Genomic DNA, 26,522 nt, shown 5'->3' on the forward strand with positions numbered 1-26,522 from the left:
AGGCCAGCCTCAGCTGGCCGGCAATTCGCCGACACCGCCATGACGGGCAGACCAGGCGAGCGGCGCATCGAGGAAGCTTTCGACTTCCGCAAGCGTCGCCTCGTCGAACAGCCTGTCCGCCTTGGCAACGGCCAGCACCTCGCGCCAGGTGGCAATGTAGTGCAGCTTCACCTTGCCATTGGCAAAGCGGGCTTCCGCTTCCGGGAAGAAGCCATAGTAGAACAGGGCGATGGCATGATCGATGACGCCGCCTGCCGCACGCACCGCATCGATGAAGGTAAACATGCTGCCGCCGACCGTCGTCAGGTCCTCGATGACGAGAACGCGCGATCCCTCCGGCATATGACCCTCGATCTGGGCGGCGCGACCATGGCCCTTCGGCTTCTTGCGCACATAGATCATCGGCAGCGCCAGGCGATCAGCCAGCAGCGCGGCAAAGGGAATGCCCGCCGTTTCGCCGCCGGCCACGCAATCGAACTTTTCGAAGCCGGCCTCGCGCGTCACGACAGAGGCGGCGAAATCGATGATGGTGGAGCGGATGCGGGGGAAGGACAAAAGCTTGCGGCAATCGATATAGACCGGGCTCGCCATGCCGGAGGCAAGCTTGTAAGGCTCCTGCGGCCGGAAGTGCACCGCCCCGATTTCCCACAGCATCCGTGCCATCAGTTCCGCCATCACGGGGCGGTCGGGGTAAGTCAGCATGACCATGTGCGTCTCCTTCCAGTCGTCTGCTGCGGCAATAGCAGCAAGCTCCTCGCGAGACCAGAACCACCAGGGGAATTGACGCGGCAGAGGCGGCATTTTTCCATGCTGTGGCTGGCAGACGGATTATGCTCAGGCGGTGGTGCGGGTGGCCACAGGCGGGGACGCATCGGGCGCCGCCACCATGGTGCGGTTGCGACCGTTGCGCTTGGCCTCGTAGAGCGCGCTGTCGGCCGCACTCAGCATGCCGTCGAAATTGCGTCCGGCGGCAAGACCATAGGCAATCCCGGCGCTGACGGTGACGCGGAAGGAAAGGCCGGCCGCCTGCATGTCGCGCTCGGCGAAATTGCGACGGATGCGTTCGGCGAGCCATTCGGCATAGCCCGGGGCCGCGGTCATCAGCACGGCGGCGAATTCCTCGCCGCCGAGCCGGGCCGCGGTGCTGACCCCAACGGCATCCTTCAGCTCGTCGGCCAGGGCACAGATCACCCGGTCACCCGCTGCATGGCCATACTGATCGTTGACTGTCTTGAAGCGGTCGATGTCGAACACGATCACCGCCATTTCATGCGAGAAGGTGTCGCGCTCGTGCCGCTCGAACAGGGCTCGGCGGTTGTTGAGACCCGTCAGCGCATCGGTCATGGCCTCGCGGCGATGACGCGCGGTGATCCGTCCCTGATGGACCATCAGCGAGAGTGCGCCAACCCCGGTCATGCCGGCAATGCTGAGACCGGTATTGATGTCCTCGGCCCAGTTGGTCGGGGCATGCCCGAGCACCCACTGTCCCTCATGGATGAGAACAAGTGCACAGAGCACGAAAGAAAGCCCCGTTGCTCCATAGAGAATGGCCATGCCGGTCAGCGCGCCGGGCGATTCCCGCCGGGCCTTCGCATATTCGGCGGCCGTCCCGAACAACATGAAGGCCGAAAAGATGTTGAGGGCGACGAAGCCGATCCCGTCATAACCGATCAGCATGAAGGGAGCCGTCATCAAAACGGCGGGTGGCGCGATGGACATCACATGCGGCACAGGCGAGCGCCCGGTTCGGAACTGGAAGGCGGCCGCATAGATAATGGCAAAGCCGATCAGAACCAGCACGAAGCAGAGCGCACCCAGCGCGCCCGATGGACTTTCCGTATAGTAGCTGTAGGAAAAGATGCCCGGCACGAGAAAAGCCATGCCGATGACCCAGCTCAGCAGGAAGCCATCGCCCCGTCTGGCGAACCATGTGCCGAACAGGGTGAGCAGCAGACACAGCGCCGATACCCCCAGCGATATGACCAGCGTCTTGTAATCAAGCATCATGCCCGCCCAGATCAAACGGCTCAGTCACACACCTCTTATAGACGAAGTGTAAAGACTTCTTCCACTCTTCGGTTCCGACGGCGTGCCGCAGCGGCGGAAATATTGCCTAGCGGACCTGCCAGTGCAGCGGGAACATCGGGTCGAACACGGTGATCGGACCGGCCTGCGTATCACGCTTCGCCGGATAGGAAACAGGCGCGTCCTGCCGCTCCAGAACCATGATCTCCTCATTGGCGGGCAGGCCGTACCAGGCCGGACCGTTCAGCGAGGCGAAGGCTTCCAGCTTTTCCAGCGCATGCTCTTCTTCGAAGACATGCGCCAGGCAGCTCATGGTGTTGATCGAGGTATAGATGCCGGCGCAGCCGCAGGCGCATTCCTTGAGCGGATCCACATGCGGGGCGGAATCAGTGCCGAGGAAGAAGCGCGGATCGCCAGAGGTCGCCGCCTTGCGCAGCGCCTGCCGGTGATGCTCGCGCTTGGCAACCGGAAGGCAGTAGTAATGCGGCCGGATGCCGCCGACGAGGATCGCGTTGCGGTTGATGATCAGGTGGTGGGTGGTGATCGTCCCTGCCAGATTGCGGTCGGCGGCCAGAATGTAATCGACGCCGTCCTTGGTCGTCACATGTTCCATGGTGACTTTCAGCTCCGGCAGGCGGCGGCGGATGACCTCCAGCTTCTCCTCGATGAACACAGCCTCGCGGTCGAAGATATCCACCTCCGGCGTCGTCACCTCGCCATGCACGCAGAGCGGCAGGCCGATCTTCGCCATGCGCTCCAGCACCGGCATGGCCTTGTCCAGATCGCGCACGCCGCCATGCGAATTGGTGGTGGCGCCGGCCGGATAAAGCTTGACCGCAGTAATGAGGCCGCTCGTCTTGCCCTCTTCCACATCGTCCGGGTTTGTGTGTTCTGTAAGGTAGAGCGTCATCAGAGGCTCGAAGCGATCGCCTGCGGGAACCGCCGCCAGGATCCGCTCGCGATAGGCACGGGCATCCTCGGTCGTCACCACCGGCGGCACGAGGTTCGGCATGATGATGGCACGCCCGAAATGCCGGCTGGTATCACCGATCACCGACTGCAGCACCGCGCCATCGCGCAGGTGCAGGTGCCAGTCGTCCGGGCGGCGAAGGCTGAGGGTCTTCATGAGCGCTGTTCCGATGTTTCGTTGTTGGAAGACGCCATAGCATCTGAGAGCAAAGATCGACAACCGAGCGCCCCTCTCTTTTTCGTCGCATGGCAGGCTGCCCGCGGGGTCTGTGCGATCATCTCGTCGTGAACGCCAGGCGCGGGCGGAACCGGTTGGGCGATGCCGCGTTCGTTAAGCAATCCTTAAGATCAGGACCGGAGAGAACAATGAAAAGCCGCGTTTCCAGGATCAGTCGCATGTCTTTCCTCTGCGCCGGCACCGTGCTGGCGTTTGGGGCGTTCACCGTGGCACCGGATGCGCATGAACGAGCGCAACAGGTGGTGGCCGGAACCATGCAGGACGCGTGCGACCGGATGGCGGGCAGCCCCTACGACCAGAGCCGCAATCCGGCCTATGCGCCGGTCGGCCTGGACAGCATCGCACCGGATGCGGTGACCGCATGCAAGGTAGCCTTTGAAGCCAGCGGCAACCCGCGCTTCGCCTTCCAGCTTGGCCGCGCGCTGAACCGCACCGATGCCGCCGACCAGGCGATGGCCGCATACGAGACGGCGGCGAATGCCGATTATGCGGCAGCCAAGGTCAATCTCGGCATGCTGCTTGGCCGGCTTGGCGACAGCAACCGTGAATTCGAGATGTATAGCCAGGCCGCCGAGGCCGGCAACACGCTCGCCGCCTATAATCTGGGTGTCGCCTATCGCGACGGGATCGGCACGGAGCGCGACGGAAAGCAGGCGCTGCACTGGTTCGAAACGGCGGCTGCCGCAGGCGACAGCACGGCTGCCTTCAACATCGGCTCCATGTATGACGAGGGCGAACTGGTGGCCGAGGACAACCAGATGGCCATTGCCTGGTATGATCTCGCCGCCAAGCGCGGCAATGCCGACGCCATGATCAATCTCGGCCTGATGTACGAGACCGGCGAAGGCATTCCGGTCAACCGCGAAGCCGCCGCCAGACTCTATGCGCAGGCTGCCGCCACCGGTGATACCTTCGGTGCGCTGAAACTGCAGGAACTGCAGCAGGCGGGCGTCACGCTGCCCGAACAACACCCGGCGCCGGCAGTCACAGAAAATGGCGGCATCGATACGCTGGTCCTGCAGGAGGGCGATGTTGCCGTTCCCTCCAGCCTGATCGAAATCTGAGCTGCCTCGACAACCGTCAGCCGGGAATGTCGCCGGCCGACGGCCCCCACACATCGGTCATGGCAAAACCGGCGGCCAGAGGATCAAAGGGATCGAGCGCCACCGTCTGCTGGCCGAAGGTGAAGCCGCGTCCGCTGATGGTCGGGATCACCGCCGGGCGGCCGGCAATCTCCGTAAGGCCTGAAAAACCAACACGGAACTCCGACCCGATGATGGAGCGTGAGGTGAAGACATCGCCCTCCTTCACCTTGCCGCGCGCATGAAGCGTGGCGAGATTGGCGGAATTGCCCGTGCCGCAGGGCGAACGATCGGCCCTGCCCGGCCACATGGTGGTACAGGTGCGCACGGCACCGTCAGGATCAATATCGCGGAACATCACGTAAGCAACGCCTGAGACAGCCGGAATGGTGGGATGCACCACAGGATAGGCGGCGTTCACCTGCGCCTTCAGCTCCATGCCGGCTGCCACGAGGGCTGCGGCGTTGCGCTTCTCTATCGTAAGTCCAATCTGACGCACATCGACCAGGGCATAGAAGACGCCACCATAAGCGAGATCGAGCGTCACTTTACCCCAGCGCGTATCGAGCACCACGTCGAGCTGCTCGATGAAGGAAGGCACCATGGTGAGTTCGACACGCTCGCAGCGCCCGTCCCGGCAGGTCGCGCGAGCCTTCACCAGACCGGCCGCCGTTTCCAGCGTCACGATGGTCTCGGGTTCCTGCATCTCCACCATGCCGGATTCGAGAAGCGCCGTCGTCACGCAGATGGAGTTCGAGCCGGAACTCGCATGCGCCTGATCCGGCTGCAGGATCACGAAGGCTGCATCGGCCTCTGGATGCGTCGGTGGCAGGAGGAGATTGACGGAACCGATCGGATTGCCGCGCGGCTCAAGGCACAGGAAGCGGCGCAACTCCTGCCCCTTCGGATCGCTGTTCAGCCATGCCAGGCGTTCGGCGGTCGAGGCGCCCGGAATGTTCGGAACGCCGCCAATCGCCACCTTGCCGATTTCCCCCTCGGCATGCACGTCCAGCAACTGCATCGTCCGTTTCCAGCGCATGACTTTTCCTTCTCTGGTCTTCAGCCGCAGATGACGCGCCGGCGCCCATATTGCGCCGCATGGCTCCGCCCGCAAGCCGGTGCATTTGCTTTTTCCGCCGCAATACCGCATCAGGGAACCGGAATAAGGGACATGCCATGCTGACGATTTTCGAAGAAGCGGCTCATGCGGCCGGACGTGTCATTCTGGAAGTCTACGCGCGCGGCTGCGCAGTGGAGACCAAGCCGGATGCCACCCCGGTGACGGAAGCCGATATTCGCGCCGAGGACACCATCCTCGCACTGCTCTCCCGCGATCTGCCGGATATCCCAGTCGTCGCGGAGGAGCAGGTGGCGGCGGGTCGCGTGCCGGATGTGTCGGGCGGGCGCTTCCTGCTGATTGATCCGCTCGACGGCACGCGCGAATTCATCAGCCGCAACGGCGAGTTCACCGTCAACATCGCCCTTGTCGAGAACGGCGTGCCGGTGGCCGGCGTTGTCCATGCGCCAGCGCTTGGCCTCACCTATCTCGGCGATGCGACCGGCGCTTACAAGCTGACGCAGGATGACGCACTGAGGCCGCTGATGCGTCAGCCGATTACCGTCCGGCCGGTTGCGACGCCGCCGGTGGCACTCGCCAGCCGCTCCCATCAGGATCCGGAAACAGCCGCCTGCCTGCAACAGCTGGGCGTCGCCGAATGCCGCAATATCGGCTCCTCCCTGAAATTCGGATTGCTGGCGGAAGGGCTGGCGGACGTCTATCCACGCTTCGGCCGCACCATGGAATGGGATACGGCGGCGGGTGACGCCGTGCTGCGGGCCGCCGGCGGCATGACGCTGGAAATCGACGGAACACCGCTGGCCTATGGGAAACGCCAGCGGCCGGATATGGCGGATTTTGCCAATCCGGCCTTCATGGCCTGGGGCCGACGCGAGTCCTGAGACGGTAGCCCGCCTCAGACCGCCACGGAATGCCGTGCCGTGCCGCGCCCGAAATATTCATCGAAGCGCGCGGCAATGGTGCGCACGAACATCTGGCCTTCGGGCAGCACGTCGAAGCGGTCCCCGTCGAAGGCGGTAAAGCCATCGGTGTCCTGCTGGTGAATGCGGGCGGCTTCAGCCTGTATATGTTCGGCCACCGGACCATGACGCTGCTTGAGGTCGTGCACCGAAAAACGATAGGAGCACATCAGCGCCTCGATGGCATCGCCCACGACGCGGTCGATATCGCTGAGGCCAAAGCCACGCGCCACCGGCAGGCGCCCCTCATGCACATGGCGCATATATTCGTTGGTGGCGACGATGTTCTGCACATAGCCGCCATCCACGCGGCCGATGGCCGAGGCGCCGAGGCCGATGAGGGCGGGCGCGCGATCCGTCGTATAGCCCTGGAAGTTGCGCTTGACCGCGCCCTTCTCCTGCGCCAGCGCCAGACTGTCGCCGGGGCGTGCGAAGTGGTCGATCCCGACGGCAAGATAACCGGCCCCCTGCAGCCGTTCGCCAATCAGGCGTACCATCTGGAAGCGCTCCTCGATGCCGGCCAGCGCCTTCTCGTCGATCAGTGTCTGGTGCTTCTTCATCCACGGCACATGCGCATAGCCGAAGATGGCGAAGCGATCAGGTTCCATGGACAGCGCCATGTCGAGCGTCTTGGCCAGGCTGGCCCGCGTCTGGTGCGGCAGGCCGTAGACGACATCCAGATTGATGCCGCCAATACCGAGCTCCCTCAGCAGGCTGACGACCCGTTCGGTCTGGCGGAAGCTTTGCGGACGGTTGATCGCCGTCTGCACGACAGAATCGAAATCCTGCACGCCGACGCTTGCCCGCGTCATGCCGAAATCGCGCCAGGCCGCCAGCTTGACCGCGTCGACATAGCCCGGATCGATCTCGACGCTGACCTCCAGCGTGCTCTCCAGATCGAAATGTCGCTCCAGCACCTGGCGCAGCCGGCTAAGGTCCTCGGTCGACAGGATCGTCGGAGATCCGCCGCCGAAATGGATGGTGCCGACGGTGCGGCGACGCGGCAGGCAGTGCGCGACGAGCGCGATCTCCGCAATCAGCGCATCCACATAGGCCGCGACGGGCTCGTAGCGTCGCACCTGCTTGGTGTGACAGCCGCAATACCAGCAAAGGCGATCACAGAAGGGAATGTGCAGATAGAGCGACAGCGGCGTGTCGTCCTCTTCACCCGACAACCACCCGGCATAGGTTTCGGCATCGACGCCATCGTGAAAATGCGGCGCGGTGGGATAGCTCGTATAGCGCGGTACGGGCGCCGAATACCGGCGGAGAAGTTCTGGCTGCATGGCATCTTCCTTTCCAGCCCAAACTAGGAAGGGAATTTCGGGGCGACCTTGATCAAGATCAATTTTGCCATTGCGGAAGTCCGGCACAGAGACGGTCAGGAAGGTGAGACGCCATGGACATCAGCCGCCACGACATTCACAGCTGCGACATTCCAAGCCTCTGCAAATCCTGCGAGGTGCGCCACAAGGGCATGTGCGGGGCCCTGAACCCCGACGAACTGACGCTGCTGTCGCGCCATACGCGCCAGATCGAACACCCCTCCGGCGAGGAACTGGTGGGCGAAAGCACGCGTGTAGAAGCCTATGACAATCTCATGCGCGGCGTGGTGAAACTGTCCAAGACGCTGGAGGACGGGCGCCAGCAGATCGTCGGGCTGCAGTTCGCGCCCGATCTCGTCGGCCGGCTCTATGCCGGCGAGAGCCCGATGACGGCGGAGGCCGCCTCGGACGTGGAGGTCTGCCGCGTGCCGCGCGCCACGCTGGAGCGGCTGATCGAACGCAATCCGGCGCTGCGCAAGCGGCTGATGGATCAGTCTCTGCGCGAACTGGACGAGGCGCGCGACTGGATGGTGACACTCGGCCGCAAGACGGCGGCGGAGAAGGTGGCAAGCCTGCTGCTGCTGATCGCCAGCCATCTCGATCCGGAAGCCGCCGGCGAGCGACGGATCTTCGACCTGCCGATGTCGCGCCTCGACATGGCCGATTATCTCGGCCTCACCATCGAAACCGTTTCGCGCCAGTTCTCGCGGTTGAAGAAAGACGGCATCATCACCATCACCGCCAACCGGCACATCGAGGTCTTGAGCCTTGCCAAGCTGCAAGCCCGTTGCGGCTGATGGATGCCAGACGCTCGCAGAAATGCGCGCACAAATTTTCACCTCAGACTGACAAAGATCAAAAATGCGCCAGATCGGCGCTTACGGCGCAGGCATGACGCCCAAAATTTATTGATCGTCCGGTAAATTTTTGACCTTTTGATAAATTTTTTCCGCTCCATTTCTTCAAGTCATTGATTGAATTGACGTTTATCAAGATGGCACGGTGATTGCATTTCTTCTGGCACAACGGGGCGTCAGCCCCACCACAGAGGGAGCAACACGATGGAAATTGGCGTCTTCATTCCGATCGGCAACAATGGCTGGCTGCTGTCGGAAAATGCCCCGCAATACAAGCCGAGCTTCGAACTCAACAAGGCGATCACGCTGAAGGCCGAGCAGTATGGCTTCGATTTCGCGCTGTCGATGATCAAGCTGCGCGGCTTTGGCGGCAAGACGGAATTCTGGGACTACAATCTCGAAAGCTTCACGCTGATGGCAGGGCTTGCCGCGGTCACCTCGAAGATCAAGCTGTTCGGCACCGCCGCCACCCTCGTGATGCCGCCGGCCATCGTCGCGCGCATGGCCACCACCATCGATTCGATCTCCGGCGGCCGCTTCGGCGTCAACCTCGTCACCGGCTGGCAGCGGCCGGAATACAGCCAGATGGGCCTGTGGCCGGGCGATGACTATTTCGCCGATCGCTACGAATACCTCACCGAATATACGACCGTGCTGAAGGACCTGCTGACCACCGGCCAGTCGGACCTGAAGGGCAAGTATTTCCAGATGGACGATTGCCGCATGAAGCCCGTCCCGCAAGGGGATGTGAAGCTGATCTGCGCCGGCTCTTCCAATTCCGGCATGGCCTTCTCGGCTCAGTTTGCTGATTACAGCTTCTGCTTCGGCGTCGGCGTCAACACGCCGAAGGCCTTTGCGCCGACCAATGAGCGCCTGTTGGCCGCCACCGAAAAGAGCGGCCGTGACGTGCGCTCCTTCGTGCTGACCATGGTGATTGCCGAGGAAACGACGGAAGCGGCCTTTGCCAAGTGGGAGCATTACAAGGCCGGCGCCGACGAGGAAGCCATCAAGTGGCTCGGCCTGCAGAGTGCCGCCGACACCAAATCCGGTTCCGACACCAATGTCCGCCACATGTCGAACCCCGTCTCGGCCGTCAACATCAACATGGGCACCCTGATCGGCTCCTATGCGGAGGTGGCGGCGATGCTCGACGAGATGAGCGAAGTGCCCGGCACCGGCGGTGTGATGCTGACCTTCGACGATTTCCTCGAAGGCATCGAGAAGTTCGGCCGATACGTGCAGCCGCTGATGAAGAGCCGTGCCCACATCAACCAGATGCTGGAGGCCGCGGAATGAGCGACACCGTTGTTGCGGGCTACCAGCCCCGTCCGGAACGGACAAAAAGCGTGACACTGCCGGCGCGCCCGGAGCCGATCACACTCAAGCCCTCGGAAACGGCCGTCGTCGTGGTCGACATGCAGAACGCCTACTCGACCGAAGGCGGTTATGTCGATCTCGCCGGCTTCGACATTTCCGGCGCCAAGGGCACCATTGCGAATATCGGCAGGACGCTGGATGCTGCACGCGCGGCCGGCGTGCTCGTCGTCTATTTCCAGAACGGCTGGGACCCGGATTATGTCGAGGCCGGCGGCCCCGGCTCGCCGAACTGGCACAAGTCGAATGCGCTGAAGACGATGCGCAAGCGACCGGAACTGCAGGGCAAGCTGCTCGCCAAGGGCACCTGGGATTATGCGATCGTCGATGCGCTGCAGCCGAAGCCCGGTGACATCCTGGTGCCGAAGACGCGCTATTCCGGCTTTTTCAACACCAACATGGACAGCGTGCTGCGTGCCCGCGGTATCCGCAACCTCGTCTTCGTCGGCATTGCCACCAATGTCTGCGTGGAAAGCTCGCTGCGCGACGCCTTCCACCTCGAATATTTCGGAGTGATGCTGGAGGACGCGACCCATCATCTGGGGCCGGATTTCATCCAGCAGGCGACGGTCTACAATGTCGAAAAATTCTTCGGCTGGGTTTCCACCGTCAACGATTTCTGCGGCGCGATCGGCCAGGCAGCCCCTGCCGACGCCGCCGAATGAACAGCCACAACCAACAACGGAGAGAGTGAGAATGCCGAAGACCATCGTCGTTCCGGAAGGCACGCAGAAGCCGATCGCCCCCTATTCGCCCGGCACCCTTGCCAATGGCGTGCTCTATGTGTCCGGGACCCTTCCCTTCGACAAGAACAATGACGTGGTGCATGTCGGCGACGCCGCCGCCCAGACCCGCCACGTGCTGGAAACCATCAAGTCGGTCATCGAAACCGCCGGCGGCACGATGGAAGACGTGACCATGAACCACATCTTCCTGACCGACTGGTCGAACTACCAGGCGATCAACAAGGTCTATGCGGAATATTTCCCGGGCGACAAGCCGGCCCGCTACTGCGTGCTCTGCGGTCTGGTGAAGCCGGACGCACTGGTGGAGATTGCGACCGTGGCGCATATCGGGAAGTAACCGTCTGCATGTGTGGCACCCCCTCGGCCCTGTCGGGCAGAGGGGGGCACGACGTCAACATCAACCAGAGCACTCCATGCATTACGATATCCACGGCCTGACCGCGCCAGACGCTCCCACCATCCTGCTCTCCTCCGGGCTTGGCGGCTCCGGCGCCTACTGGACACCGCAGATCGCAGCGCTTGCGGAAAAATTCCGCGTCATCACCTATGATCATCGCGGCTGCGGCCGCACCGGCGGGACGGTTCCGGAAGAGGGCGGCATTGCCGCCATGGCGGACGACGTGCTGGAAATCGTCGAGTCTCTGAATCTCCAGAAATTCCATCTCATGGGCCATGCGCTGGGCGGCCTGATCGGGCTTGACCTCGCGCTGCGCCGGCCGGACCTGATAGACAGGCTGATCCTCGTCAATGCCTGGAGCAAGGCCGATCCCCATTCCGGCCGCTGCTTCGACGTGCGCCTCGAACTGCTGAACCGCTCCGGCGTCGAAGCCTTCGTGAAAGCGCAGCCGCTGTTTCTCTATCCCGGCTGGTGGATGAGCGAGAATGCCGAGCGTCTCGCCGCCGATGACGCGCATGGTGTCGCACATTTCCAGGGCAAGGAGAATGTGACCCGCCGCATCGCGGCCTTGCGCGCCTTCGACGTGGATGCGCGTCTCTCCGAGATTGCGGCGAGAACGCTGGTGATTGCCACGCGGGACGATCTTCTGGTGCCCTACCCGCGTTCACTCAGACTGGTGGAGGGATTGCCGAACGCCACGCTCTCTCTCATGGAAAGCGGCGCCCATGCCGTCAACGTCGTCTTCCCGCAGGCCTTCAACCAGAGGATCCTTGATTTTCTGGTACCGGCTGGCGAGCCGGGCTAAGCCGCGCATGATCCGGGACCCGCAGACAGACATTCGTGACGTGCTGCTGAACCGGCACGCACCTGGATCGTAGAATGCCACGCCGGGCAGATTTTGCCCGCAACTGCCTGAAATGCTTTATCTGCCTCTGCCACCGCAATTCCGGACGCAACACCGCTCCGCGTTCCCTGCAGGAATTGCTGCAACCTTTCTGGAGTTCTCGCATGTCCGCTGCCCCCGCCCCGATTTCCACCACAGACGAGGACCGCCGGCTTGCCTATCGCAATGCCATGGCGCGGATGGCCGCCGCCGTGACGATCGTCACCACGGATGGCCCGGGCGGCCGGGCCGGCTTTGCCGCCACCGCCGTCTGCAGCGTCTCCGACGACCCGCCGACCCTGATCGTCTGCCTCAACCGCGGCTCTTCCGCCTATCGCGCGGTCAGCGCCAATCAGGTGGTCTCGGTCAACGTTCTGTCGGCGGATCATGTCGAGGTAAGCCGTCTGTTCGGCGGAAAGACCCCGGTGGAGGAACGCTTTGCCGCAGCCTCCTGGTCGGTCGGCGCAACCGGCTGCCCGCGGCTAGACGATGCCCTCGCCTCCTTCGATTGCCGCATCCGCTCGGTGGCGGATGGCAGCACCCATGACGTTCTGTTTTGCGAGGTGGATACGATTCGCAGCCGTGGGGACGGAGATGCACTCGTCTACTTCGACCGCGGCTACCGCACCGTCTGAACCGGCGGACAGATGACCAAAGGAATGAAGCCGTGACGCCTGGCGTCGCGGCTTTCTGACATTTATGCTGCGGCGCAGCACGACATGTCAAAAACAACAATGACTCTTGTGCGCTGGTCAACAGTCACAATGTCAAAGGAAGGAAGGGGCGCGCTGCGACAGGCGATGATGAGAATTACGTCTACGCTATGGCCCTCCTTTAGGTGCGCCGCGCCACTGCCGCAGAAATCCGAACCGCACTCCAATCACGGCATGCCTCATCGCGATACGTGACCGACCGCGTAGGTCTGGCCGCTTTCGACGGCATCGGGAACGGCTTTCCAAAGGCTGAACTCCATCCGCCGCCACGCTGTCGGATCAAACGCGCAGACCGTTGCAAGCGCGCCTGCCTTCATGTTCGATTCCGCCGTCGCAATGGCCTTTTCACGCTCTTCCGCAAGATTGGAATAGGGCGAGATTGGCTGAAGACGCCGAATTGCATATCGGGCGGTGCCAAGATTTGATGTCAACTGCGTCTGCCAAACCTGCCAGACCTGCACCGACGGCCAGCCGAAATCGCGCGTCAACGCTGCAAAGCCAGGACTGGTCAGAAAACTCTCGATCCCCTCCGGCTCGTCCCAGAGATAGAAGGGCGCATAGAGGTTTTCGGTGCTTGAGAAGCCGTTGTCTTGCTTCCTGGCCGATAGATAGGCCTTGAACCGCAGACGCGCAAATCCGTCGAGTAGCGGCCCTTTTTCCCTGATCCGCCGATCGATGACCGTCATGTCGTAGTCTGCCGGCAGGGTGAAACTGTATTGCATGGCAATCATCGCGCAAAACCTTCCTCATCGACGGGGCCGAACCACGCCACTGCCGTGCCGTTCTTCACAGGTTGGACACTGAGATAGCTGAAAGGGCTTGAAGGCGTCGCCCCATGCCAATGGCGCTCGTCCGGCGCAAACCAGACCGCGTCGCCGGCGCGGACCTGGGTCGCCTCGCGGCCCTCGCGCTGGACCAGACCGACGCCATCGAGAACGAAGAGAATCTGGCCACCCGGATGGCTATGCCAATGTGTGACAACGCCCGGCGGGACAAAGGCGCGCATCGCCGTCATCTCGCTCTCGGCGCGGCTCGACAGGATCATCTGGACGAGAAATGGGCCACTTGAGACCCCCTCGGGCGCGGCGGCAATCCCCTCGCCGGCGCGAAGGATGGTCATGACGGAGGGGCAGGTCTCCCGCATATCGAAAATATTGCTCATCGCGCGTGCTCCTCATTAAGAGGCGCTGCGGCGGAAATACCGGAGGCAAAGGACCAGTCCTCGAAGGTCGAATTGACGATTGCGACCATCACATTCTCCGGCCGGAGACCGGGAGAAACCGCGAGATTGTCGACCAGCCTGCGGTAAAACCGTGCCTTGGTCTGCGCCGAGCGCGCTTTGCCGGTCGTGATGTGGAAGAAGACATAGTCGTCGGAGCGCGGGCCGCCGCGATAACTCCGGTCGAAGATGAGTTCGCCCGGCTGGTGCTGGTGGATCGCGACAAACCGGTCCCACTCAGGCACTTCGAAACAATCGACCAGTGCGCGATCCAGACTATCAGAAATGGCTGCGAGGTAGTCCGCGGATTTACCCGCCAGCATTGAAATACGGGTGAATGGCATGTCTGTGCTCCGTCGAAAACGATTGACAGACGGAGTATGCCGCGGCACGATCATCCTGATAATCAGATTATTCAGGATTAAACATCCTGATTTTTAGGACGATATACGTGCGTTTCACCAATCTCGACATGGACGCATTGCGGAGTTTTGTGGCCGGTATCGAGGCCGGCTCCTTTGCACTGGCGGCCGATCGGCTCGGCCGGTCCACCTCTGCGGTCAGCGCGCAACTGAAGAAACTTGAAGACCAGACCGGCACGAAGCTGGTGCAGAGAGCCGGTCGCGGGCTTGCGCTGACCGAGGGCGGCGAGGTGTTCCTGTCCTATGCTCGGCGGCTTTTGAATCTCAATGACGAAGCGGTGAGTGCTATCCATGGGCCGGAACTGGAAGGTTGGGTGCGTCTCGGCATCCAGGAGGACTTTGGCGAGACCGTTCTGCCGCAGGTGCTCGGTCGCTTCGCCCGAGCCCATCCCAAGGTTCGAATCGAGGGACGCATCGGCCGCAATGTCGAATTGCGGGAGAAGGTTGCTGCCGGCCATCTTGATCTGGCGCTGGCCTGGGATGACGGCACGGCAACGCGGGCCGACAGAATCGCCACCCTGCCGCTTTGCTGGCTCGGCCCTGCGGATGAGGAGCCTTTATGGCAGATGAACGCGGGCGAGCCGCTTCCGCTAGCCGCACTGGAAGCACCCTGCATCTTACGGAACCTCGCGTGTGGCTATCTCGACCAGGCGGGGATTGCCTGGCGCGTCGCCTTTGTCAGTCCGAGCTTGGCGGGCCTCTGGGCTGCCACCGCTGCGGGCCTCGGCATTGCGCTTCGCACGCCCGTCGGCCGGCCGTCGAGCGTGCGCGTTCTGGATGCAGCCGAGCATAACCTGCCCAGCCTGCCTACGCTCGGATTAAGCCTTCTAAGCTCGGCCACGCCGCATAATCAGATTAGCGCACATCTCGCGACCATCATTCGCCAGACATTATGGGGGAGTCTACCGGAGGCATGGGTCCTGGCGGCGTAATACACGCAAGGCCTGGACGTAACAGACTAAGACAAATATTGAAATTTCAATGATTGATGAAATGGCGCACCCGAAGAGATTCGAACTCCTGACCCCCAGATTCGTAGTCTGGTGCTCTATCCAGCTGAGCTACGGGTGCTTGCCTCACCGACTGACTGTGTGTCTGTCCGTCGGCGTTGGCGATCCTCTAAAGCGGTTCGTTTTGGATTGCAAGCGATTTTGCCGGCGCGGCTGTCATTTTATTGAAATAACTGATCAAGTCTTTGTTTTTAAATGATAAATTTCAGGCCCTGACCCGATACTCCTCGATCGCCACCGGACGATCGGGAATTTCGATGCGAAACTGCGTGCCGGGTCCGGGCTTTTCGACCAGCGCAATCGTGCCTCCATGCGCCAGCACCAGTTCGCGCGCGATCGCCAGTCCGAGGCCCGTTCCGCCGGAGCGGGCCGAGCCGCGGAAGGCCGTGAACAGGTTTTCGCGCGCCTTCTGCGGCATGCCGGGACCATTGTCGTCGATGGTGATGCTGACGACGCTGCCGATCCGCTGGGCGCTGAGGAGGATGCGGCGCGGCTGGTCATCCCCCGTCTTGCCCGCCTGCACCAGCGCCTGCATTGCATTGCGGCATAGATTGTGGATCACGCGGAACAGCTGCTCGCTGTCGGCATCCACCTCCAGATCAGGCGCGATCTGCTCGACGAATTCGATGCCCGCTTCCGGATCGATGGCGAGAATGTCGCGCACGTCCTGACAGAGATCCGTCATCCGCAGCAGGCGGCGCTTCGGCGCGGCTTCCGAAGCCTGCCCGTAGGCCAGCACCTCGCTGGTATAGCCGACGGCGCGATCGATCGTGCGCAGGAGCTTCGGGGCGAAGCTGCGCACCATCGGATCCTCCACATCGACCAGGCGGTCGGACATCAGCTGCGCGGAGGCAAGGATGTTGCGCATGTCATGGTTGATCTTGGAGACGGCAAGGCCGAGATCGGCAAGGTTCTTCTGCTGGCGCAGCGTGCGCTGAAGCTGACGCTGCATGGCGGCCAGATGGCGTCCGGCCACATCAAGCTCGCCCTTGGCACGGGCAGGCCGGAAAATCCGCTCCGGGTCTTCCGGGCGCTCGGAGAAGACCTGCATGCCATGCGCCAGGCGCCGGATCGGCCCGATCATCATCCGGTTGATGGCGAGATAGATCAGCAGCGCGGTGACGAGCGAGATCAGCAGCGAAATGCCGAACATCAGCCTGGAGAAGGAAAGCATGGCCTTTCTCAGCGCCATGTCGGTCATGACAAGCTCGATGATCATGTTCGTCTCGCCGATCGGACCATAGACGCGCATGACCTTGTCGCCCCCGAACAGCAGGGTGTCGAGCGCATTGTGCATCGCCTCGAGCATGGATTCGTGGGCAAGGTCATACTGCTCGTCCACCTGCGGCGGCACGTCGATGGCTGCCAGCAGGCGAGAGGTACCGTCCTTGCGCAGCGCCAGAACCTTCGTGCCGGTGGCAAGCAGCGTATCCTCCTGCACTTCGCGCGGCAGTTCGGCAGGCTGCAGCCCGTCGATCACGATGCCGGCGGCCGCGGCGGTGTCGAGGCGGTCGCGCAGCCATGTGCTGCGCATGATCGAGATGGAGGGCACGAAGATCAGAACTTCGGCGAACATGACGAAGATCACCGTCAGCCACAGCAGACGGCCGGACAGGCCGCGAAACCGTCTCGGCATGGGCTGAAGGGGCAGATCCGCCTCGTCCTCCGGGCGCGATCCCAGCGGGGCGGAAGCCTCCGCCTGTTTCGTCATGCGGATCTCCGTTCCTCTTGCAGGCGCGCGCAGGCCGCGATCGCGCAAAGCATTCATCGGCCTGCATAATAATGATGCCCGAGAACTTTTTCCAGTCCTCGGGCATCAGGCCCTTTCAGGCCATGCGGCATCCAATCACGACGGCTGAGGCAGCCCGCGTGGCTTAGAACTCTTCCCAGTTCTCGCCGGAGGGCGCCACGGCCACGGCAGCTGTCGCGGCCGCACCGGAGCCGGAAAAGGCGCGGGCGATATTGCCCATCATGCGGCGGGCCGGAGATGCCTTCGGCACCGCGCGCTCGTCAGCGACACGCGGTTGCGGTGCAGGCGCTGCGGGGACGGCAGTCCGCGCGGGACGCACGCCCGTCTCGCTGCCGATGTTGAAGCGCGAGATCAGCGAGAAGAGCCCGTTGGCCTGTTCCGACAGCCGGTGCGTTGCTGCCGAGGTTTCTTCCACCATGGCCGCGTTGCGCTGCGTCACCTGGTCCATCTGGTTGACCGCGATGTTGACCTCGTTGAGGCCGGTTGCCTGCTCGCGCGCCGCCGTGGCGATGGAATGGATATGGTCGTTGATGCCGAGAACGCGACGCTCGATCTCGTTCAGCGCCTGGCCGGTCCGCTGGACCAGCTTGACCCCGCCGGCCACCTCGTCGCCGGACTTGGTGATGAGCGCCTTGATGTCCTTGGCCGCGTTGGCGGAGCGCTGGGCAAGCTCGCGCACTTCCTGGGCAACGACTGCAAAGCCCTTGCCAGCCTCGCCCGCACGTGCCGCCTCCACGCCGGCGTTCAGCGCCAGAAGATTGGTCTGGAAGGCAATTTCATCGATCACGTTGATGATCTGGCTGATTTCGTGGGACGCCTGTTCGATGCGCTCCATGGCCGAGATCGCATCCCGCACGACGACGGCGGACTGGGCCGCGCTCTGCTTGGCTTCGGTCACCATGCTGCTGGCTTCCTGGGCACGTTCCGTCGAGGACTTGACCACGGCAGTAATCTCGTCCAGCGCGGCGGATGTCTGTTCCAGAGCCGCGGCCTGCTGCTCGGTGCGCTTGGACAGGTCATCGGCGGCCGAGCGAAGCTCTTCGCTGTTGCCGTTCATCTCGCCGGCAGTGCCCCGAATTTCGGTCAGCGTGCGGCGCAGATTGACGATCGCATCATTCACGTCGCTCTGCAGGCGGGCAAAGGCGCCCCGGAAATCGCCGGTCATGCTCTGCGTGAGATCGCCGGCCGCAAGACGCTGCAGCACCGCGCCGGTCTGCTTGAGGCCCGTATCGACCGAGGACAGCAACTGATCGACATTGGACGCGAAGCGGTCAAGCGAGGGATCGCCGAAATGCTTGTCGATGCGACGGGTGAAGTCTCCTTCGGCAGCAGCGGCCACAACCTCTGCCATGCGGGCCTGCAGGTCATCGTTCTGGGCGCGCATTTCACGTTCATTGGCATTCATGCGGCTGACTTCGATGCCATTCTGCTTGAACACCTGGACGGCGACAGCCATGTCGCCGATTTCGTCGGCACGGCCCAGCGAGGGGATTTCGGTATCGTAATGGCCGCCTGCAAGACGCTTCATCGATTCCGTCAGTGCGAGGATCGGATTGCTGAGCGAGCGACGCGCCAGGATGAGGCCGAAGGCTGCACCGATCGACACGCCGATCAGCGTGAAGGAAGAAATGGCATAGAAGAGCGTGGTGCCGAATTTCTGGAGACCGGCCTCGACTGTTTCGAGTTCTGCCTTGTCCTGGGCAACCACGGCATCGATTTCGGCCTGGAAGTCCTTGCGGTTCTTGCGGTTTTCGTCGGTATTGCCCTGGGCGTTGGCGGCATCGGGGCCAACCTCGCGACCGAGGCGCACCGTTTCGGCACGGAAGGTGCGGAATTCCTTGGAGCGCTTGACGACCGCATCGAAGGCCGCCTTCTGCTCCGGCGGCACCATGACCTGCCACTTCGCCAGCACCGCATCCATCTGGTCGAGGCTCTTCATCAGGCCGGGGCCGAACTTGTCGGCTTCCGCCGGGGTCTTCGAGGCGTAGATGCCGCGGGAATCCATCACCACAGCGGTCACGATCCGGTTCAGGCTTTCCCCGAGATAGGCGCGTTCGGAAGCCGACTGATAGATGTCGATCCGTCGACTATACTCCGAAATCGCAAACAGTGCCGTGCCGCCGACGATCAACGCGACCAGGCCCATGACGCCGACCAGCAGGTTGATCTTGCCCCGAATTTTCATGTTCTACCCTTCCCAATCAGACAGCCGGAAGAGACAGGTCCTGTTTTCTTCCAGCCCGCCTAATTTCGCATCATCTGATTAAGAAATGTTTGAATGACATTTCGTGACCGGGAAGGTCTGGCACGGCGGGGCCGCACCAATTGACTTTTGCGGCGGAGTCCTCTTATAAGCCGCCCCACGTCCGGCTTTTCAGGCGCGCGTAAGCGCTTTTCTATGCCGTTACGTCTCAATCAACGCTGTTGTCCCTCGATGGACAAATTCAAGAAGGGCCGCACACCGCGGTGTAAAATAAATGAAGCGTACCTATCAACCGTCCAAGCTTGTTCGCAAGCGTCGTCACGGCTTCCGCGCCCGCATGGCAACCAAGGGTGGCCGCAAGGTTCTGTCCGCCCGTCGCGCCCGCGGCCGCAAGAGCCTGTCGGCGTAAGGCCGACCTGCCCGGAACGCGCGGGCGATGTCGTCTTCCGACGATGAAAACAAGACTGTCGGGCGGCTGAAAAGCCGGCCGCAGTTTCTTGCTGTCCGGGAGGGACAGAAGCGGCGTGGCCCGCTTTTCCTCCTGGAAGTGCTCGACCGCAAGGAGCCGGAAAGCGCGCCCCGCGTCGGCTTTACGGTCACCAAGAAGCAGGGCAACGCCGTCGAGCGGAACCGCATGCGCCGGCGCCTGCGCGAGGCGGTTCGGCAAACCGCCCGGTTTGCAATGAAAGACGGTCATGACTATGTGATTGTCGCCCGACGCGAGGTGCTTTCAGCTTCCTTCGCCGACATCACGCAGGCGCTTTCCGAACGCCTGGAGAGCCGACCGAAACCCAAGCGGTCCGAGGAGACCCGTTCCAGGAAAGCATGATGGAAAAGAACCGTAACTATTACATCGCGATTGCGCTTTCGGTGCTGATCGTCCTGGCCTGGCAGTTCCTCTACATGAACCCGAGGCTCGAGGCGCAGCGCGCCGAAGAGGCAGCGCGCGCCCAGCAGGCCCAGACGACGCAGCAGGCCGATGGCACCACGCCGGCCGCCCAGACCTCGTCCGCCGGCGGCACAGTGACCGGCAACCTGCCCGGCTCCACGCAGGCTGCCCCCGCCGCGACCCGCGAGCAGGCTCTTGCCAAGACCCCGCGCGTTGCCATCGACACCCCGGCCCTCAACGGCTCCATCAACCTGACCGGCGCCCGCCTCGACGACCTGCAACTGCGCGACTATCGCGAGACAGTCGATCCGAAGAGCCCGACGATCACGCTGCTGTCGCCCGCTGACACGCGCGACGGCTATTTCACGGAACTGGGCTACATCGGCGGCGACAATGCCGGCACGGTCCCGGGCCCGAACACCGTCTGGACGCTGGCAGGCGGCGACAAGCTGACGCCGAAGACGCCGGTAACGCTCACCTACACCAACGACAAGGGCCTCGTGTTCACCCGCACCATCAGCGTGGACGAACACTACATGCTGACCGTTGCCGACAAGGTGCAGAACCCGACCGGCGAGCCCGTGTCGCTCTCCACCTATGGCCGTGTCACCCGTTACAACAAGCCGGAGCATCCGGCCGTCTACGTCATCCATGAAGGCTTTCTCGGCGTCATCGGCGCCACGAGCGGCCTGATGGAGGAAAGCTACAAGAACGTCGAGAAGGAAGCCTACAACAATCCGAAGGCAACCGGCGGCTGGCTTGGCATCACCGACAAGTACTGGGCAACGACGCTCATTCCGCCGCAGTCGGTTCCCTATGAATCCCGCTTCATGCACTTCGCCGATGGTCAGCCGCGCTACCAGGCGGATTACAAGAGCGACGCGATCACCATCCAGCCCGGCCAGTCGACCGAGCTGAAGAGCATGGTCTTTGCCGGCGCCAAGGAAGTGCCGCTGGTGGATGGCTACGAGCAGTCGCTGTCGATCCCGCGCTTCGACCTTCTGATCGACTGGGGATGGTTCTATTTCATCACCAAGCCGATGTTCAAGCTGATGGACTTCTTCTTCCGCTTCTTCGGCAACTTCGGCGTGGCGATCCTGTGCACCACCATCGTCGTCAAGGCGCTGTTCTTCCCGCTGGCCAGCAAGCAGTATGCCTCGATGGCCGGCATGAAGCGCGTGCAGCCGAAGATGGAAGAGCTGAAGGCCAAGCATGGCGATGACCGCGTGGCGCTGCAGCAGGCCATGATGCAGCTCTACAAGGAAGAGAAGATCAACCCGATCGCCGGCTGCTGGCCCGTTCTCCTGCAGATCCCGATCTTCTTCTCGCTCTACAAGGTGATCTACGTCACCATCGAAATGCGCCATGCGCCTTTCTTTGGCTGGATTCAGGACCTCTCCGCACCGGACCCGACCTCGCTGTTCAACCTGTTCGGTCTTCTGCCCTACGACGTACCGCATGCGCTTCTGATCGGCGTCTGGCCGATCGTGATGGGCATCACGATGTTCCTGCAGATGCGCATGAACCCGACGCCGCCGGATCCGACCCAGGCGATGATCTTCACCTGGATGCCGCTGATCTTCACCTTCATGCTGGCCTCCTTCCCGGCCGGTCTGGTGATCTACTGGGCCTGGAACAACACGCTGTCGATCATCCAGCAGTCTCTGATCATGAAGCGCCACGGCGTGAAGATCGAGCTGTTCGACAACCTGAAGGGCCTGTTCAAGCGAAAACCGGCCGCAAGCAAATGACGCCCCGCAAGACCCCGGCTTCGACCGGGGTCTTCTTTTTCCGGCAGGCGACACACCGCGCCGAGCCTTGACATGGCGGCCGAAAACCCGGAAGCCGGACACCAATCCGACGACACACCAAGAACAGGCAGCAGCATCATGGACGCACCACACGAGGAAAAGCCGCTGTTCGGCCGTCCCTGGATCTTCATCCGGGGCGTTCCCTCCATGAATTTCCTGCCGCCGCAGGGGCCACTGGAAGTGGCCTTTGCCGGCCGCTCGAATGTCGGCAAATCCTCGCTGATCAATGCGCTGGTGGGGCAGAGGGGGCTCGCACGCACCTCCAACACGCCGGGCCGGACACAGGAATTGAACTTCTTCGTGCCGGAAGGCTATTCGGGTGAAGGGCATGATCTGCCGCCGATGGCGCTGGTGGACATGCCGGGCTACGGCTATGCGCAGGCGCCGAAGGATCAGGTGGATGCCTGGACGAAGCTCGTTTTTGATTACCTGCGTGGCCGCGCCACGCTGAAGCGCGTCTATGTGCTGATCGACAGCCGGCACGGCATCAAGAAGAATGACGAGGACGTGCTGACGCTGCTCGACAAGGCCGCCGTCTCCTATCAGGTGGTGCTGACGAAGACCGACAAGATCAAGCCGCCCGCCGTGCCACGCCTGATCGCCGAGACGCTGGAGAAGATCCGCAAGCGTCCGGCGGCCTATCCCGAAGTTCTCGCGACCTCATCGGAAAAGGTTGAGGGACTGGACGACCTGCGCCGCGCCATTGGCGAAACCGTGGGCTATAGACCCTGACGTGACGGGCTCCTCTCTTCGCCTCGCCGGCGCCGCTTGCGGGCCTGACGGGCGGCAGGACCTGCCCTTCCCGATCAGGGCGCAGACACGGTACCGCTTGCCACGAAGGCACCCGTCGGCCTGCCGCTCAGTGAGCCACCATAGGCCTCGCGGCTGACGGCAAGCGTCACGCCCGGCTTGAGGCGGCCACGCCATTCCTTCGACACGATCAGTTCGCCATCTCCCGCCTGCGGCAGCACGCCGAGCGAGACCGGCGCTGCATTGGTCTCGATCGCCCAGACCTCCAGGGATTGCTGGTCGCTTCCCGCCGTTGCGACAGGCGCCAGGCGCAGGCGCCCCTCACCCGAATCGTAACGGGCCGCCAGGCTCATCGGATTGTCCTGTGCCTTGAGGTCCGCCAGCGGTCGCATGGGGGGCGGCACGATTGCGGGAGCCGGTGCATGGGTGCTGAAGAAGAGTACGCCGGCAAAGAGAAAGCCGAAAACGAAGGTGAGCGTGCGCCAGAGCCCGAGCGATGCCCAGAGGGAGCGCCCCCTGAAAGGACGTGACAGCGTCTTCTGGCGCGCGGCAATCATCCGCCGCTCGACCATCGGCACGATGAAATCCGGAGGAGAGAGCGCTTCGTAATCATCGGCAAGCGGGGCGAGATTCTGCTCCCAGCGCGCAACAATGGCCGCAAAGGCCCGATCGCGGCGGATGCGAGCCTCCACGCGCGCGCGCCCTTCCGGCGACAGCACGCCCAGCACATATTCGCCGGCCAGGACTTCATCCCTGGCGCGATCCCCCTCGCTCTGGTTCGGACTGCTCATCGGTCCTCTTACTCTTTCGTCCTGTCTGACATGGCCGGGACTGTTCCGGGCGGAAACTTCCCGTCTCCGGCAGATAGCAGCAAGCGTTCCACCTGGCGGAAATCCTCCGTGCGGATATGCCTCACCCCTCCGCAACATCCAAGGATCCAACGCGGCGGGTTCGCTGTCAATGCGTCATGGACACCATGGCGCATCACGTTTCAAACCGCACCCAACCTTACGCCGATTTGTTGCGCGCGGATTATTTCCTCCGCCAAGAACATGGGTTAAAAGGCCGGACCGCACGATCCAGAGGTACATCATGTCCACGCCCGAAAGCGAGATGCAGGCCCGGCTGCTGGCGCAGGCCCTGCCCTACATGCAGCGTTACGAGAACAAGACCATCGTGGTAAAATATGGCGGCCACGCCATGGGCGACACCACGCTCGGCAAGGCATTTGCGGAAGACATCGCGCTCCTGAAGCAGTCTGGTGTGAACCCGATCGTCGTGCATGGCGGCGGGCCGCAGATCGGCGCCATGCTCGCCAAGATGGGCATCGAGAGCAAGTTCGAGGGTGGCCTGCGCGTTACCGACCAGAAGACGGTCGAGATCGTCGAGATGGTGCTGGCCGGCTCGATCAACAAGGAAATCGTCGCTCTCATCAACCAGACCGGCGAATGGGCGATCGGCCTGTGCGGCAAGGACGGCAACATGGTGTTTGCCGAAAAGGCCCGCAAGACCGTGATCGACCCGGATTCCAACATCGAACGCGTTCTGGATCTCGGCTTTGTCGGGGATGTCGTGGAAGTGGACCGTACGCTCCTCGACCTCTTGGCCAAGTCGGAAATGATCCCGGTCATCGCGCCGGTCGCGCCCGGCCGCGACGGCGCGACCTACAATATCAATGCCGATACCTTTGCCGGTGCGATTGCCGGCGCGCTGCGCGCCGACCGCCTGCTGTTCCTGACCGATGTGCCGGGCGTTCTCGACAAGGACAAGAACCTGATCAAGGAACTGTCCGTCGCGCAGGCGCAGGCGCTGATCAAGGACGGCACGATTTCCGGCGGCATGATCCCCAAGGTCGAGACCTGCATCGACGCGATCCGCGCCGGCGTGCAGGGCGTCGTCATCCTGAACGGCAAGACCTCGCATTCGGTGCTGCTCGAAATCTTCACCGAAGGCGGCGCCGGCACCCTGCTCGTGCCCTGATCGCCGCCTGGCGCACGGTTCAGAAGAACAGAAGACCGAGGATGCCTGCAACGATCAGCAGGCATCCCATCAGTTCCAGCCGGTTGACCCGCTCCTTGAACAGGAAGACCGAGGCCATGAAGGTGAACACCAGTTCGATCTGGCCGAGCGCCCGCACATAGGCCACCTGCTGCAGGGTCATGGCTGTGAACCAGCCGGCCGAGCCGACCACGCCCGCAAACCCCACCAATGACGAGGTACGCCAGGAGCGGACAACCTTGCCGATCTCGCTGCGATCAGTCAGCAGCATCCAGCCGAGCATGAACAGCGTCTGGAAACCTGTCACGCAGGCAAGCGTCACGGCGGCCTGCATCACAGCGTTCGGACCATCGAGAGACAGCGAGGCGCTGCGATAGGCCACCGCCGAAATGCCGAACACGCCGCCCGAGGCAATACCGATCAGTGCCGTGCGACTGGTAAGCGAGCGAATGAGGCTGCCCGCCGTCAGCGGCGAGCGGGCGACCGAAATGGTCATCACGCCAAGGACGCCGATCAGGATGGCGATCACGGTGCCAAGGCTCAGGCGCTCGCCGAGGATCAGCAGGCCGAACAGGGCCGCCTGCATCGGCTCCGTCTTGGAATAGGCCGTGCCGACGGTGAAGTTGCGCAGCGAAAAGAGATGCACCAGCATGATCGTCGCATAGATCTGTGCCAGACCGCCGATCACCGCCCAGACCGCAAAGCCGAACGTCGGCACCGGCAACCGATAGCCGGCCAGAGCATGCAGGGCGATCACGTAGAGAACGGCCACGGGAAAGCCGTAGCCGAACCGCACAAAACTTGCGCCGCGCGTGCCGAGCGAGCCCTGCAGGTGTTTTTGCAGGGCGGAGCGCAGGTTCTGCAGGAAGGCGGCGGCGATAGTGATGGGTATCCAGGGTTCCATGACGACGTGCTAGCACCCGGCCAACCGGCCGCCAAGGCCAGCCGGGCGGCAATCGGTTCGCCTTTGCGCAACGCCATCTCTCGCCGCTGCTTTGCCGCTTCCCTTTGCCGGCGCCCCGGTGCATAAAGCGGCCATGCCACAGCTCAACGCCACGCCGAACCCCGCCGATTTCGCCCATGTCCGCGACTGGGTGTTCGATCTCGACAACACGCTCTATCCGCATCACGTCAATCTGTTCTCCCAGATCGACCGCAACATGACGGATTTCGTGGCGGAGCTTTTGCAGATGGAGCGCGACGAGGCGCGCGCCCTGCAGAAACGCTATTATCACGAGCATGGCACCACACTGAAAGGGCTGATGGTGCATCACGGCATCAATCCCGACGCCTTTCTCGAAAAAGCGCATGCCATCGATTATTCGGCGCTTCTGCCGCATCCGGAACTCGGGGAGGCCATCCGGGCGCTGCCGGGGCGCAAGTTCATCTTCACCAACGGCACCGTCTCGCATGCTGAGGCAGCCGCGCGGGCGCTCGGTATTCTCGACCATTTCGACGACATCTTCGATATCGTCGCGGCCGATTACGTGCCGAAGCCGGCCGGCGCGACCTATGACAAGTTCGCCAGCCTCAATCGCGTCGATACCCGCCACGCGGCGATGTTCGAGGACCTGCCGCGCAATCTGGAAGCTCCGCGCGCGCTTGGTATGAAGACCGTTCTGCTGGTGCCGCGCAACCTCGGCGACTTCGTCATCGAACGCTGGGAACAGGCATCGGACGAAGATCCGAATGTCGATTACATGACCGACGACCTGACCGCTTTCCTGCACGCAGTCCTGGCCCGCTGACGACAACCTTACCAAAGGTTCATCGAGATTACCGATGTTTAAGTGGTGGCTCCGCAAGGGCCGGCTTATCTTTCCT

General features: G+C 62.7%; 27 protein-coding genes and 1 tRNA gene. 15 read left to right on the forward strand and 13 right to left on the reverse strand.

Annotated features, from left to right (window positions below):
- Nucleotides 1-9: 9 nt before the first annotated feature.
- The 3 genes from FNA46_RS02430 to pyrC all read right to left on the reverse strand — a co-directional run bounded on the left by FNA46_RS02430 (nt 10) and on the right by pyrC (nt 3,151).
- On the reverse strand, nt 10-708 hold the full coding sequence (locus FNA46_RS02430) for an orotate phosphoribosyltransferase (RefSeq protein ID WP_142880752.1): 699 nt from the start codon (nt 706-708) through the stop codon (nt 10-12).
- A gap of 126 nt (nt 709-834) precedes the next feature.
- Nucleotides 835-2,007, reverse strand: a complete 1,173-nt coding sequence (locus tag FNA46_RS02435; protein ID WP_142880753.1) for a GGDEF domain-containing protein — start codon at nt 2,005-2,007, stop codon at nt 835-837.
- A 106-nt stretch (nt 2,008-2,113) separates the two neighbouring features.
- Nucleotides 2,114-3,151: a dihydroorotase gene (gene pyrC / locus FNA46_RS02440; RefSeq protein WP_142880754.1), complete on the reverse strand. Its 1,038-nt coding sequence runs from the start codon at nt 3,149-3,151 to the stop codon at nt 2,114-2,116.
- 239 nt (nt 3,152-3,390) lie between these two features.
- Between pyrC and FNA46_RS02445 the strand changes: the two genes are divergently transcribed.
- The gene (locus tag FNA46_RS02445) at nt 3,391-4,296 is read left to right on the forward strand and encodes a tetratricopeptide repeat protein (RefSeq protein ID WP_185969700.1); all 906 of its coding nucleotides are present in this window, start codon (nt 3,391-3,393) and stop codon (nt 4,294-4,296) included.
- 16 nt (nt 4,297-4,312) lie between these two features.
- Here the strand turns inward: FNA46_RS02445 and FNA46_RS02450 are convergent, their stop codons facing one another.
- Complete coding sequence (locus FNA46_RS02450) at nt 4,313-5,353, reverse strand: proline racemase family protein (RefSeq protein WP_142880756.1); 1,041 nt, start codon at nt 5,351-5,353, stop codon at nt 4,313-4,315.
- Between the two features lie 137 nt (nt 5,354-5,490).
- Here FNA46_RS02450 and cysQ point away from each other — a divergent pair, with 137 nt between their 5' ends.
- On the forward strand, nt 5,491-6,273 hold the full coding sequence (cysQ, locus tag FNA46_RS02455; protein ID WP_142880757.1) for a 3'(2'),5'-bisphosphate nucleotidase CysQ: 783 nt from the start codon (nt 5,491-5,493) through the stop codon (nt 6,271-6,273).
- A 14-nt stretch (nt 6,274-6,287) separates the two neighbouring features.
- On the opposite strand, the gene hemN is transcribed toward cysQ, so the two are convergent.
- Nucleotides 6,288-7,637, reverse strand: coding sequence for an oxygen-independent coproporphyrinogen III oxidase (gene hemN, locus FNA46_RS02460; RefSeq protein ID WP_142880758.1), 1,350 nt, complete (start codon nt 7,635-7,637; stop codon nt 6,288-6,290).
- Nucleotides 7,638-7,750: 113 nt separating this feature from the next.
- Between hemN and FNA46_RS02465 the strand changes: the two genes are divergently transcribed.
- The 6 genes from FNA46_RS02465 to FNA46_RS02490 all read left to right on the forward strand — a co-directional run bounded on the left by FNA46_RS02465 (nt 7,751) and on the right by FNA46_RS02490 (nt 12,568).
- Nucleotides 7,751-8,473, forward strand: a complete 723-nt coding sequence (locus tag FNA46_RS02465; RefSeq protein WP_210245849.1) for a Crp/Fnr family transcriptional regulator — start codon at nt 7,751-7,753, stop codon at nt 8,471-8,473.
- 264 nt (nt 8,474-8,737) lie between these two features.
- On the forward strand, nt 8,738-9,829 hold the full coding sequence (gene rutA, locus FNA46_RS02470) for a pyrimidine utilization protein A (RefSeq protein ID WP_142880759.1): 1,092 nt from the start codon (nt 8,738-8,740) through the stop codon (nt 9,827-9,829).
- Entirely contained in the window at nt 9,826-10,572 is a 747-nt protein-coding gene (rutB, locus tag FNA46_RS02475; protein WP_142880760.1) for a pyrimidine utilization protein B, read from the forward strand. Before rutA ends, rutB begins: the two co-directional genes overlap by 4 nt.
- A gap of 31 nt (nt 10,573-10,603) precedes the next feature.
- Nucleotides 10,604-10,990, forward strand: a complete 387-nt coding sequence (rutC, locus tag FNA46_RS02480) for a pyrimidine utilization protein C (protein WP_142880761.1) — start codon at nt 10,604-10,606, stop codon at nt 10,988-10,990.
- A gap of 76 nt (nt 10,991-11,066) precedes the next feature.
- Nucleotides 11,067-11,855 (forward strand): pyrimidine utilization protein D, encoded by a 789-nt coding sequence (rutD, locus tag FNA46_RS02485; protein ID WP_142880762.1) that lies wholly within the window; start codon nt 11,067-11,069, stop codon nt 11,853-11,855.
- Nucleotides 11,856-12,058: 203 nt separating this feature from the next.
- Nucleotides 12,059-12,568, forward strand: coding sequence for a flavin reductase (locus tag FNA46_RS02490; RefSeq protein ID WP_142880763.1), 510 nt, complete (start codon nt 12,059-12,061; stop codon nt 12,566-12,568).
- A gap of 257 nt (nt 12,569-12,825) precedes the next feature.
- Here FNA46_RS02490 and FNA46_RS02495 read toward each other — a convergent pair whose 3' ends face one another.
- The 3 genes from FNA46_RS02495 to FNA46_RS02505 are packed head-to-tail and all read right to left on the reverse strand — an operon-like array spanning nt 12,826 to nt 14,209.
- Complete coding sequence (locus FNA46_RS02495) at nt 12,826-13,377, reverse strand: DUF4865 family protein (protein WP_142880764.1); 552 nt, start codon at nt 13,375-13,377, stop codon at nt 12,826-12,828.
- Nucleotides 13,374-13,808 carry a cupin domain-containing protein gene (locus FNA46_RS02500; RefSeq protein ID WP_142880765.1) on the reverse strand — a complete coding sequence of 145 codons (435 nt, stop codon included), beginning with the start codon at nt 13,806-13,808 and terminating at the stop codon, nt 13,374-13,376. Before FNA46_RS02500 ends, FNA46_RS02495 begins: the two co-directional genes overlap by 4 nt.
- Nucleotides 13,805-14,209: a tautomerase family protein gene (locus FNA46_RS02505; protein WP_142880766.1), complete on the reverse strand. Its 405-nt coding sequence runs from the start codon at nt 14,207-14,209 to the stop codon at nt 13,805-13,807. The genes FNA46_RS02500 and FNA46_RS02505 overlap by 4 nt, the downstream gene beginning before the upstream one ends.
- A 107-nt stretch (nt 14,210-14,316) precedes the next feature.
- Between FNA46_RS02505 and FNA46_RS02510 the strand changes: the two genes are divergently transcribed.
- Nucleotides 14,317-15,219, forward strand: a complete 903-nt coding sequence (locus tag FNA46_RS02510; protein WP_142880767.1) for a LysR substrate-binding domain-containing protein — start codon at nt 14,317-14,319, stop codon at nt 15,217-15,219.
- Between the two features lie 62 nt (nt 15,220-15,281).
- On the opposite strand, the gene FNA46_RS02515 is transcribed toward FNA46_RS02510, so the two are convergent.
- From FNA46_RS02515 to FNA46_RS02525, 3 genes are all read right to left on the reverse strand, one after another.
- A tRNA-Arg gene (locus tag FNA46_RS02515) sits at nt 15,282-15,358 on the reverse strand.
- A 144-nt stretch (nt 15,359-15,502) separates the two neighbouring features.
- A complete protein-coding gene (locus FNA46_RS02520; RefSeq protein WP_142880768.1) occupies nt 15,503-17,008 on the reverse strand; it encodes a sensor histidine kinase in 1,506 nt (501 codons plus the stop codon).
- A gap of 163 nt (nt 17,009-17,171) precedes the next feature.
- Complete coding sequence (locus tag FNA46_RS02525) at nt 17,172-19,232, reverse strand: HAMP domain-containing methyl-accepting chemotaxis protein (RefSeq protein WP_142880769.1); 2,061 nt, start codon at nt 19,230-19,232, stop codon at nt 17,172-17,174.
- 292 nt (nt 19,233-19,524) lie between these two features.
- Between FNA46_RS02525 and rpmH the strand changes: the two genes are divergently transcribed.
- From rpmH to yihA, 4 genes are all read left to right on the forward strand, one after another.
- On the forward strand, nt 19,525-19,659 hold the full coding sequence (gene rpmH, locus FNA46_RS02530; protein WP_142880770.1) for a 50S ribosomal protein L34: 135 nt from the start codon (nt 19,525-19,527) through the stop codon (nt 19,657-19,659).
- 27 nt (nt 19,660-19,686) lie between these two features.
- On the forward strand, nt 19,687-20,079 hold the full coding sequence (gene rnpA, locus FNA46_RS02535; protein ID WP_142880771.1) for a ribonuclease P protein component: 393 nt from the start codon (nt 19,687-19,689) through the stop codon (nt 20,077-20,079).
- A complete protein-coding gene (gene yidC, locus FNA46_RS02540; RefSeq protein WP_142880772.1) occupies nt 20,079-21,890 on the forward strand; it encodes a membrane protein insertase YidC in 1,812 nt (603 codons plus the stop codon). The genes rnpA and yidC overlap by 1 nt, the downstream gene beginning before the upstream one ends.
- A gap of 138 nt (nt 21,891-22,028) precedes the next feature.
- Nucleotides 22,029-22,682 (forward strand): ribosome biogenesis GTP-binding protein YihA/YsxC, encoded by a 654-nt coding sequence (yihA, locus tag FNA46_RS02545; protein ID WP_142880773.1) that lies wholly within the window; start codon nt 22,029-22,031, stop codon nt 22,680-22,682.
- 74 nt (nt 22,683-22,756) lie between these two features.
- Here the strand turns inward: yihA and FNA46_RS02550 are convergent, their stop codons facing one another.
- Nucleotides 22,757-23,491 carry an anti-sigma factor gene (locus FNA46_RS02550; RefSeq protein WP_142880774.1) on the reverse strand — a complete coding sequence of 245 codons (735 nt, stop codon included), beginning with the start codon at nt 23,489-23,491 and terminating at the stop codon, nt 22,757-22,759.
- 301 nt (nt 23,492-23,792) lie between these two features.
- On the opposite strand from FNA46_RS02550, the gene argB reads away from it, so the two are divergent.
- Nucleotides 23,793-24,680, forward strand: a complete 888-nt coding sequence (gene argB, locus FNA46_RS02555; RefSeq protein ID WP_142880775.1) for an acetylglutamate kinase — start codon at nt 23,793-23,795, stop codon at nt 24,678-24,680.
- A 19-nt stretch (nt 24,681-24,699) separates the two neighbouring features.
- Here the strand turns inward: argB and FNA46_RS02560 are convergent, their stop codons facing one another.
- Nucleotides 24,700-25,602 (reverse strand): DMT family transporter, encoded by a 903-nt coding sequence (locus tag FNA46_RS02560; protein ID WP_142880776.1) that lies wholly within the window; start codon nt 25,600-25,602, stop codon nt 24,700-24,702.
- A 133-nt stretch (nt 25,603-25,735) separates the two neighbouring features.
- On the opposite strand from FNA46_RS02560, the gene FNA46_RS02565 reads away from it, so the two are divergent.
- Complete coding sequence (locus tag FNA46_RS02565; protein WP_142880777.1) at nt 25,736-26,446, forward strand: pyrimidine 5'-nucleotidase; 711 nt, start codon at nt 25,736-25,738, stop codon at nt 26,444-26,446.
- Nucleotides 26,447-26,522: the final 76 nt, after the last annotated feature.

This window comes from Affinirhizobium straminoryzae (genome assembly GCF_007004135.1).
In the GTDB taxonomy this organism is placed as follows: Bacteria; Pseudomonadota; Alphaproteobacteria; order Rhizobiales; family Rhizobiaceae; genus Neorhizobium; species Neorhizobium straminoryzae.

Excerpts from the sequence above, each read along its gene's own strand:
- rpmH (WP_142880770.1), top strand. The coding sequence starts at position 19,525 with ATGAAGCGTACCTATCAACCGTCCAAGCTTGTTCGCAAGCGTCGTCAC.
- FNA46_RS02490 (WP_142880763.1), top strand. The coding sequence starts at position 12,059 with ATGTCCGCTGCCCCCGCCCCGATTTCCACCACAGACGAGGACCGCCGG.
- yidC (WP_142880772.1), top strand. The coding sequence starts at position 20,079 with ATGGAAAAGAACCGTAACTATTACATCGCGATTGCGCTTTCGGTGCTG.
- FNA46_RS02565 (WP_142880777.1), top strand. The coding sequence starts at position 25,736 with ATGCCACAGCTCAACGCCACGCCGAACCCCGCCGATTTCGCCCATGTC.
- hemN (WP_142880758.1), bottom strand. The coding sequence starts at position 7,637 with ATGCAGCCAGAACTTCTCCGCCGGTATTCGGCGCCCGTACCGCGCTAT.
- rutA (WP_142880759.1), top strand. The coding sequence starts at position 8,738 with ATGGAAATTGGCGTCTTCATTCCGATCGGCAACAATGGCTGGCTGCTG.
- rutC (WP_142880761.1), top strand. The coding sequence starts at position 10,604 with ATGCCGAAGACCATCGTCGTTCCGGAAGGCACGCAGAAGCCGATCGCC.
- FNA46_RS02450 (WP_142880756.1), bottom strand. The coding sequence starts at position 5,353 with ATGCGCTGGAAACGGACGATGCAGTTGCTGGACGTGCATGCCGAGGGG.
- FNA46_RS02465 (WP_210245849.1), top strand. The coding sequence starts at position 7,751 with ATGGACATCAGCCGCCACGACATTCACAGCTGCGACATTCCAAGCCTC.
- rutB (WP_142880760.1), top strand. The coding sequence starts at position 9,826 with ATGAGCGACACCGTTGTTGCGGGCTACCAGCCCCGTCCGGAACGGACA.
- FNA46_RS02520 (WP_142880768.1), bottom strand. The coding sequence starts at position 17,008 with ATGACGAAACAGGCGGAGGCTTCCGCCCCGCTGGGATCGCGCCCGGAG.
- FNA46_RS02445 (WP_185969700.1), top strand. The coding sequence starts at position 3,391 with ATGTCTTTCCTCTGCGCCGGCACCGTGCTGGCGTTTGGGGCGTTCACC.
- FNA46_RS02505 (WP_142880766.1), bottom strand. The coding sequence starts at position 14,209 with ATGCCATTCACCCGTATTTCAATGCTGGCGGGTAAATCCGCGGACTAC.
- pyrC (WP_142880754.1), bottom strand. The coding sequence starts at position 3,151 with ATGAAGACCCTCAGCCTTCGCCGCCCGGACGACTGGCACCTGCACCTG.
- FNA46_RS02430 (WP_142880752.1), bottom strand. The coding sequence starts at position 708 with ATGGTCATGCTGACTTACCCCGACCGCCCCGTGATGGCGGAACTGATG.
- FNA46_RS02560 (WP_142880776.1), bottom strand. The coding sequence starts at position 25,602 with ATGGAACCCTGGATACCCATCACTATCGCCGCCGCCTTCCTGCAGAAC.
- FNA46_RS02435 (WP_142880753.1), bottom strand. The coding sequence starts at position 2,007 with ATGATGCTTGATTACAAGACGCTGGTCATATCGCTGGGGGTATCGGCG.
- FNA46_RS02500 (WP_142880765.1), bottom strand. The coding sequence starts at position 13,808 with ATGAGCAATATTTTCGATATGCGGGAGACCTGCCCCTCCGTCATGACC.
- FNA46_RS02550 (WP_142880774.1), bottom strand. The coding sequence starts at position 23,491 with ATGAGCAGTCCGAACCAGAGCGAGGGGGATCGCGCCAGGGATGAAGTC.
- argB (WP_142880775.1), top strand. The coding sequence starts at position 23,793 with ATGTCCACGCCCGAAAGCGAGATGCAGGCCCGGCTGCTGGCGCAGGCC.
- FNA46_RS02495 (WP_142880764.1), bottom strand. The coding sequence starts at position 13,377 with ATGATTGCCATGCAATACAGTTTCACCCTGCCGGCAGACTACGACATG.
- FNA46_RS02525 (WP_142880769.1), bottom strand. The coding sequence starts at position 19,232 with ATGAAAATTCGGGGCAAGATCAACCTGCTGGTCGGCGTCATGGGCCTG.
- rnpA (WP_142880771.1), top strand. The coding sequence starts at position 19,687 with ATGTCGTCTTCCGACGATGAAAACAAGACTGTCGGGCGGCTGAAAAGC.
- rutD (WP_142880762.1), top strand. The coding sequence starts at position 11,067 with ATGCATTACGATATCCACGGCCTGACCGCGCCAGACGCTCCCACCATC.
- yihA (WP_142880773.1), top strand. The coding sequence starts at position 22,029 with ATGGACGCACCACACGAGGAAAAGCCGCTGTTCGGCCGTCCCTGGATC.
- cysQ (WP_142880757.1), top strand. The coding sequence starts at position 5,491 with ATGCTGACGATTTTCGAAGAAGCGGCTCATGCGGCCGGACGTGTCATT.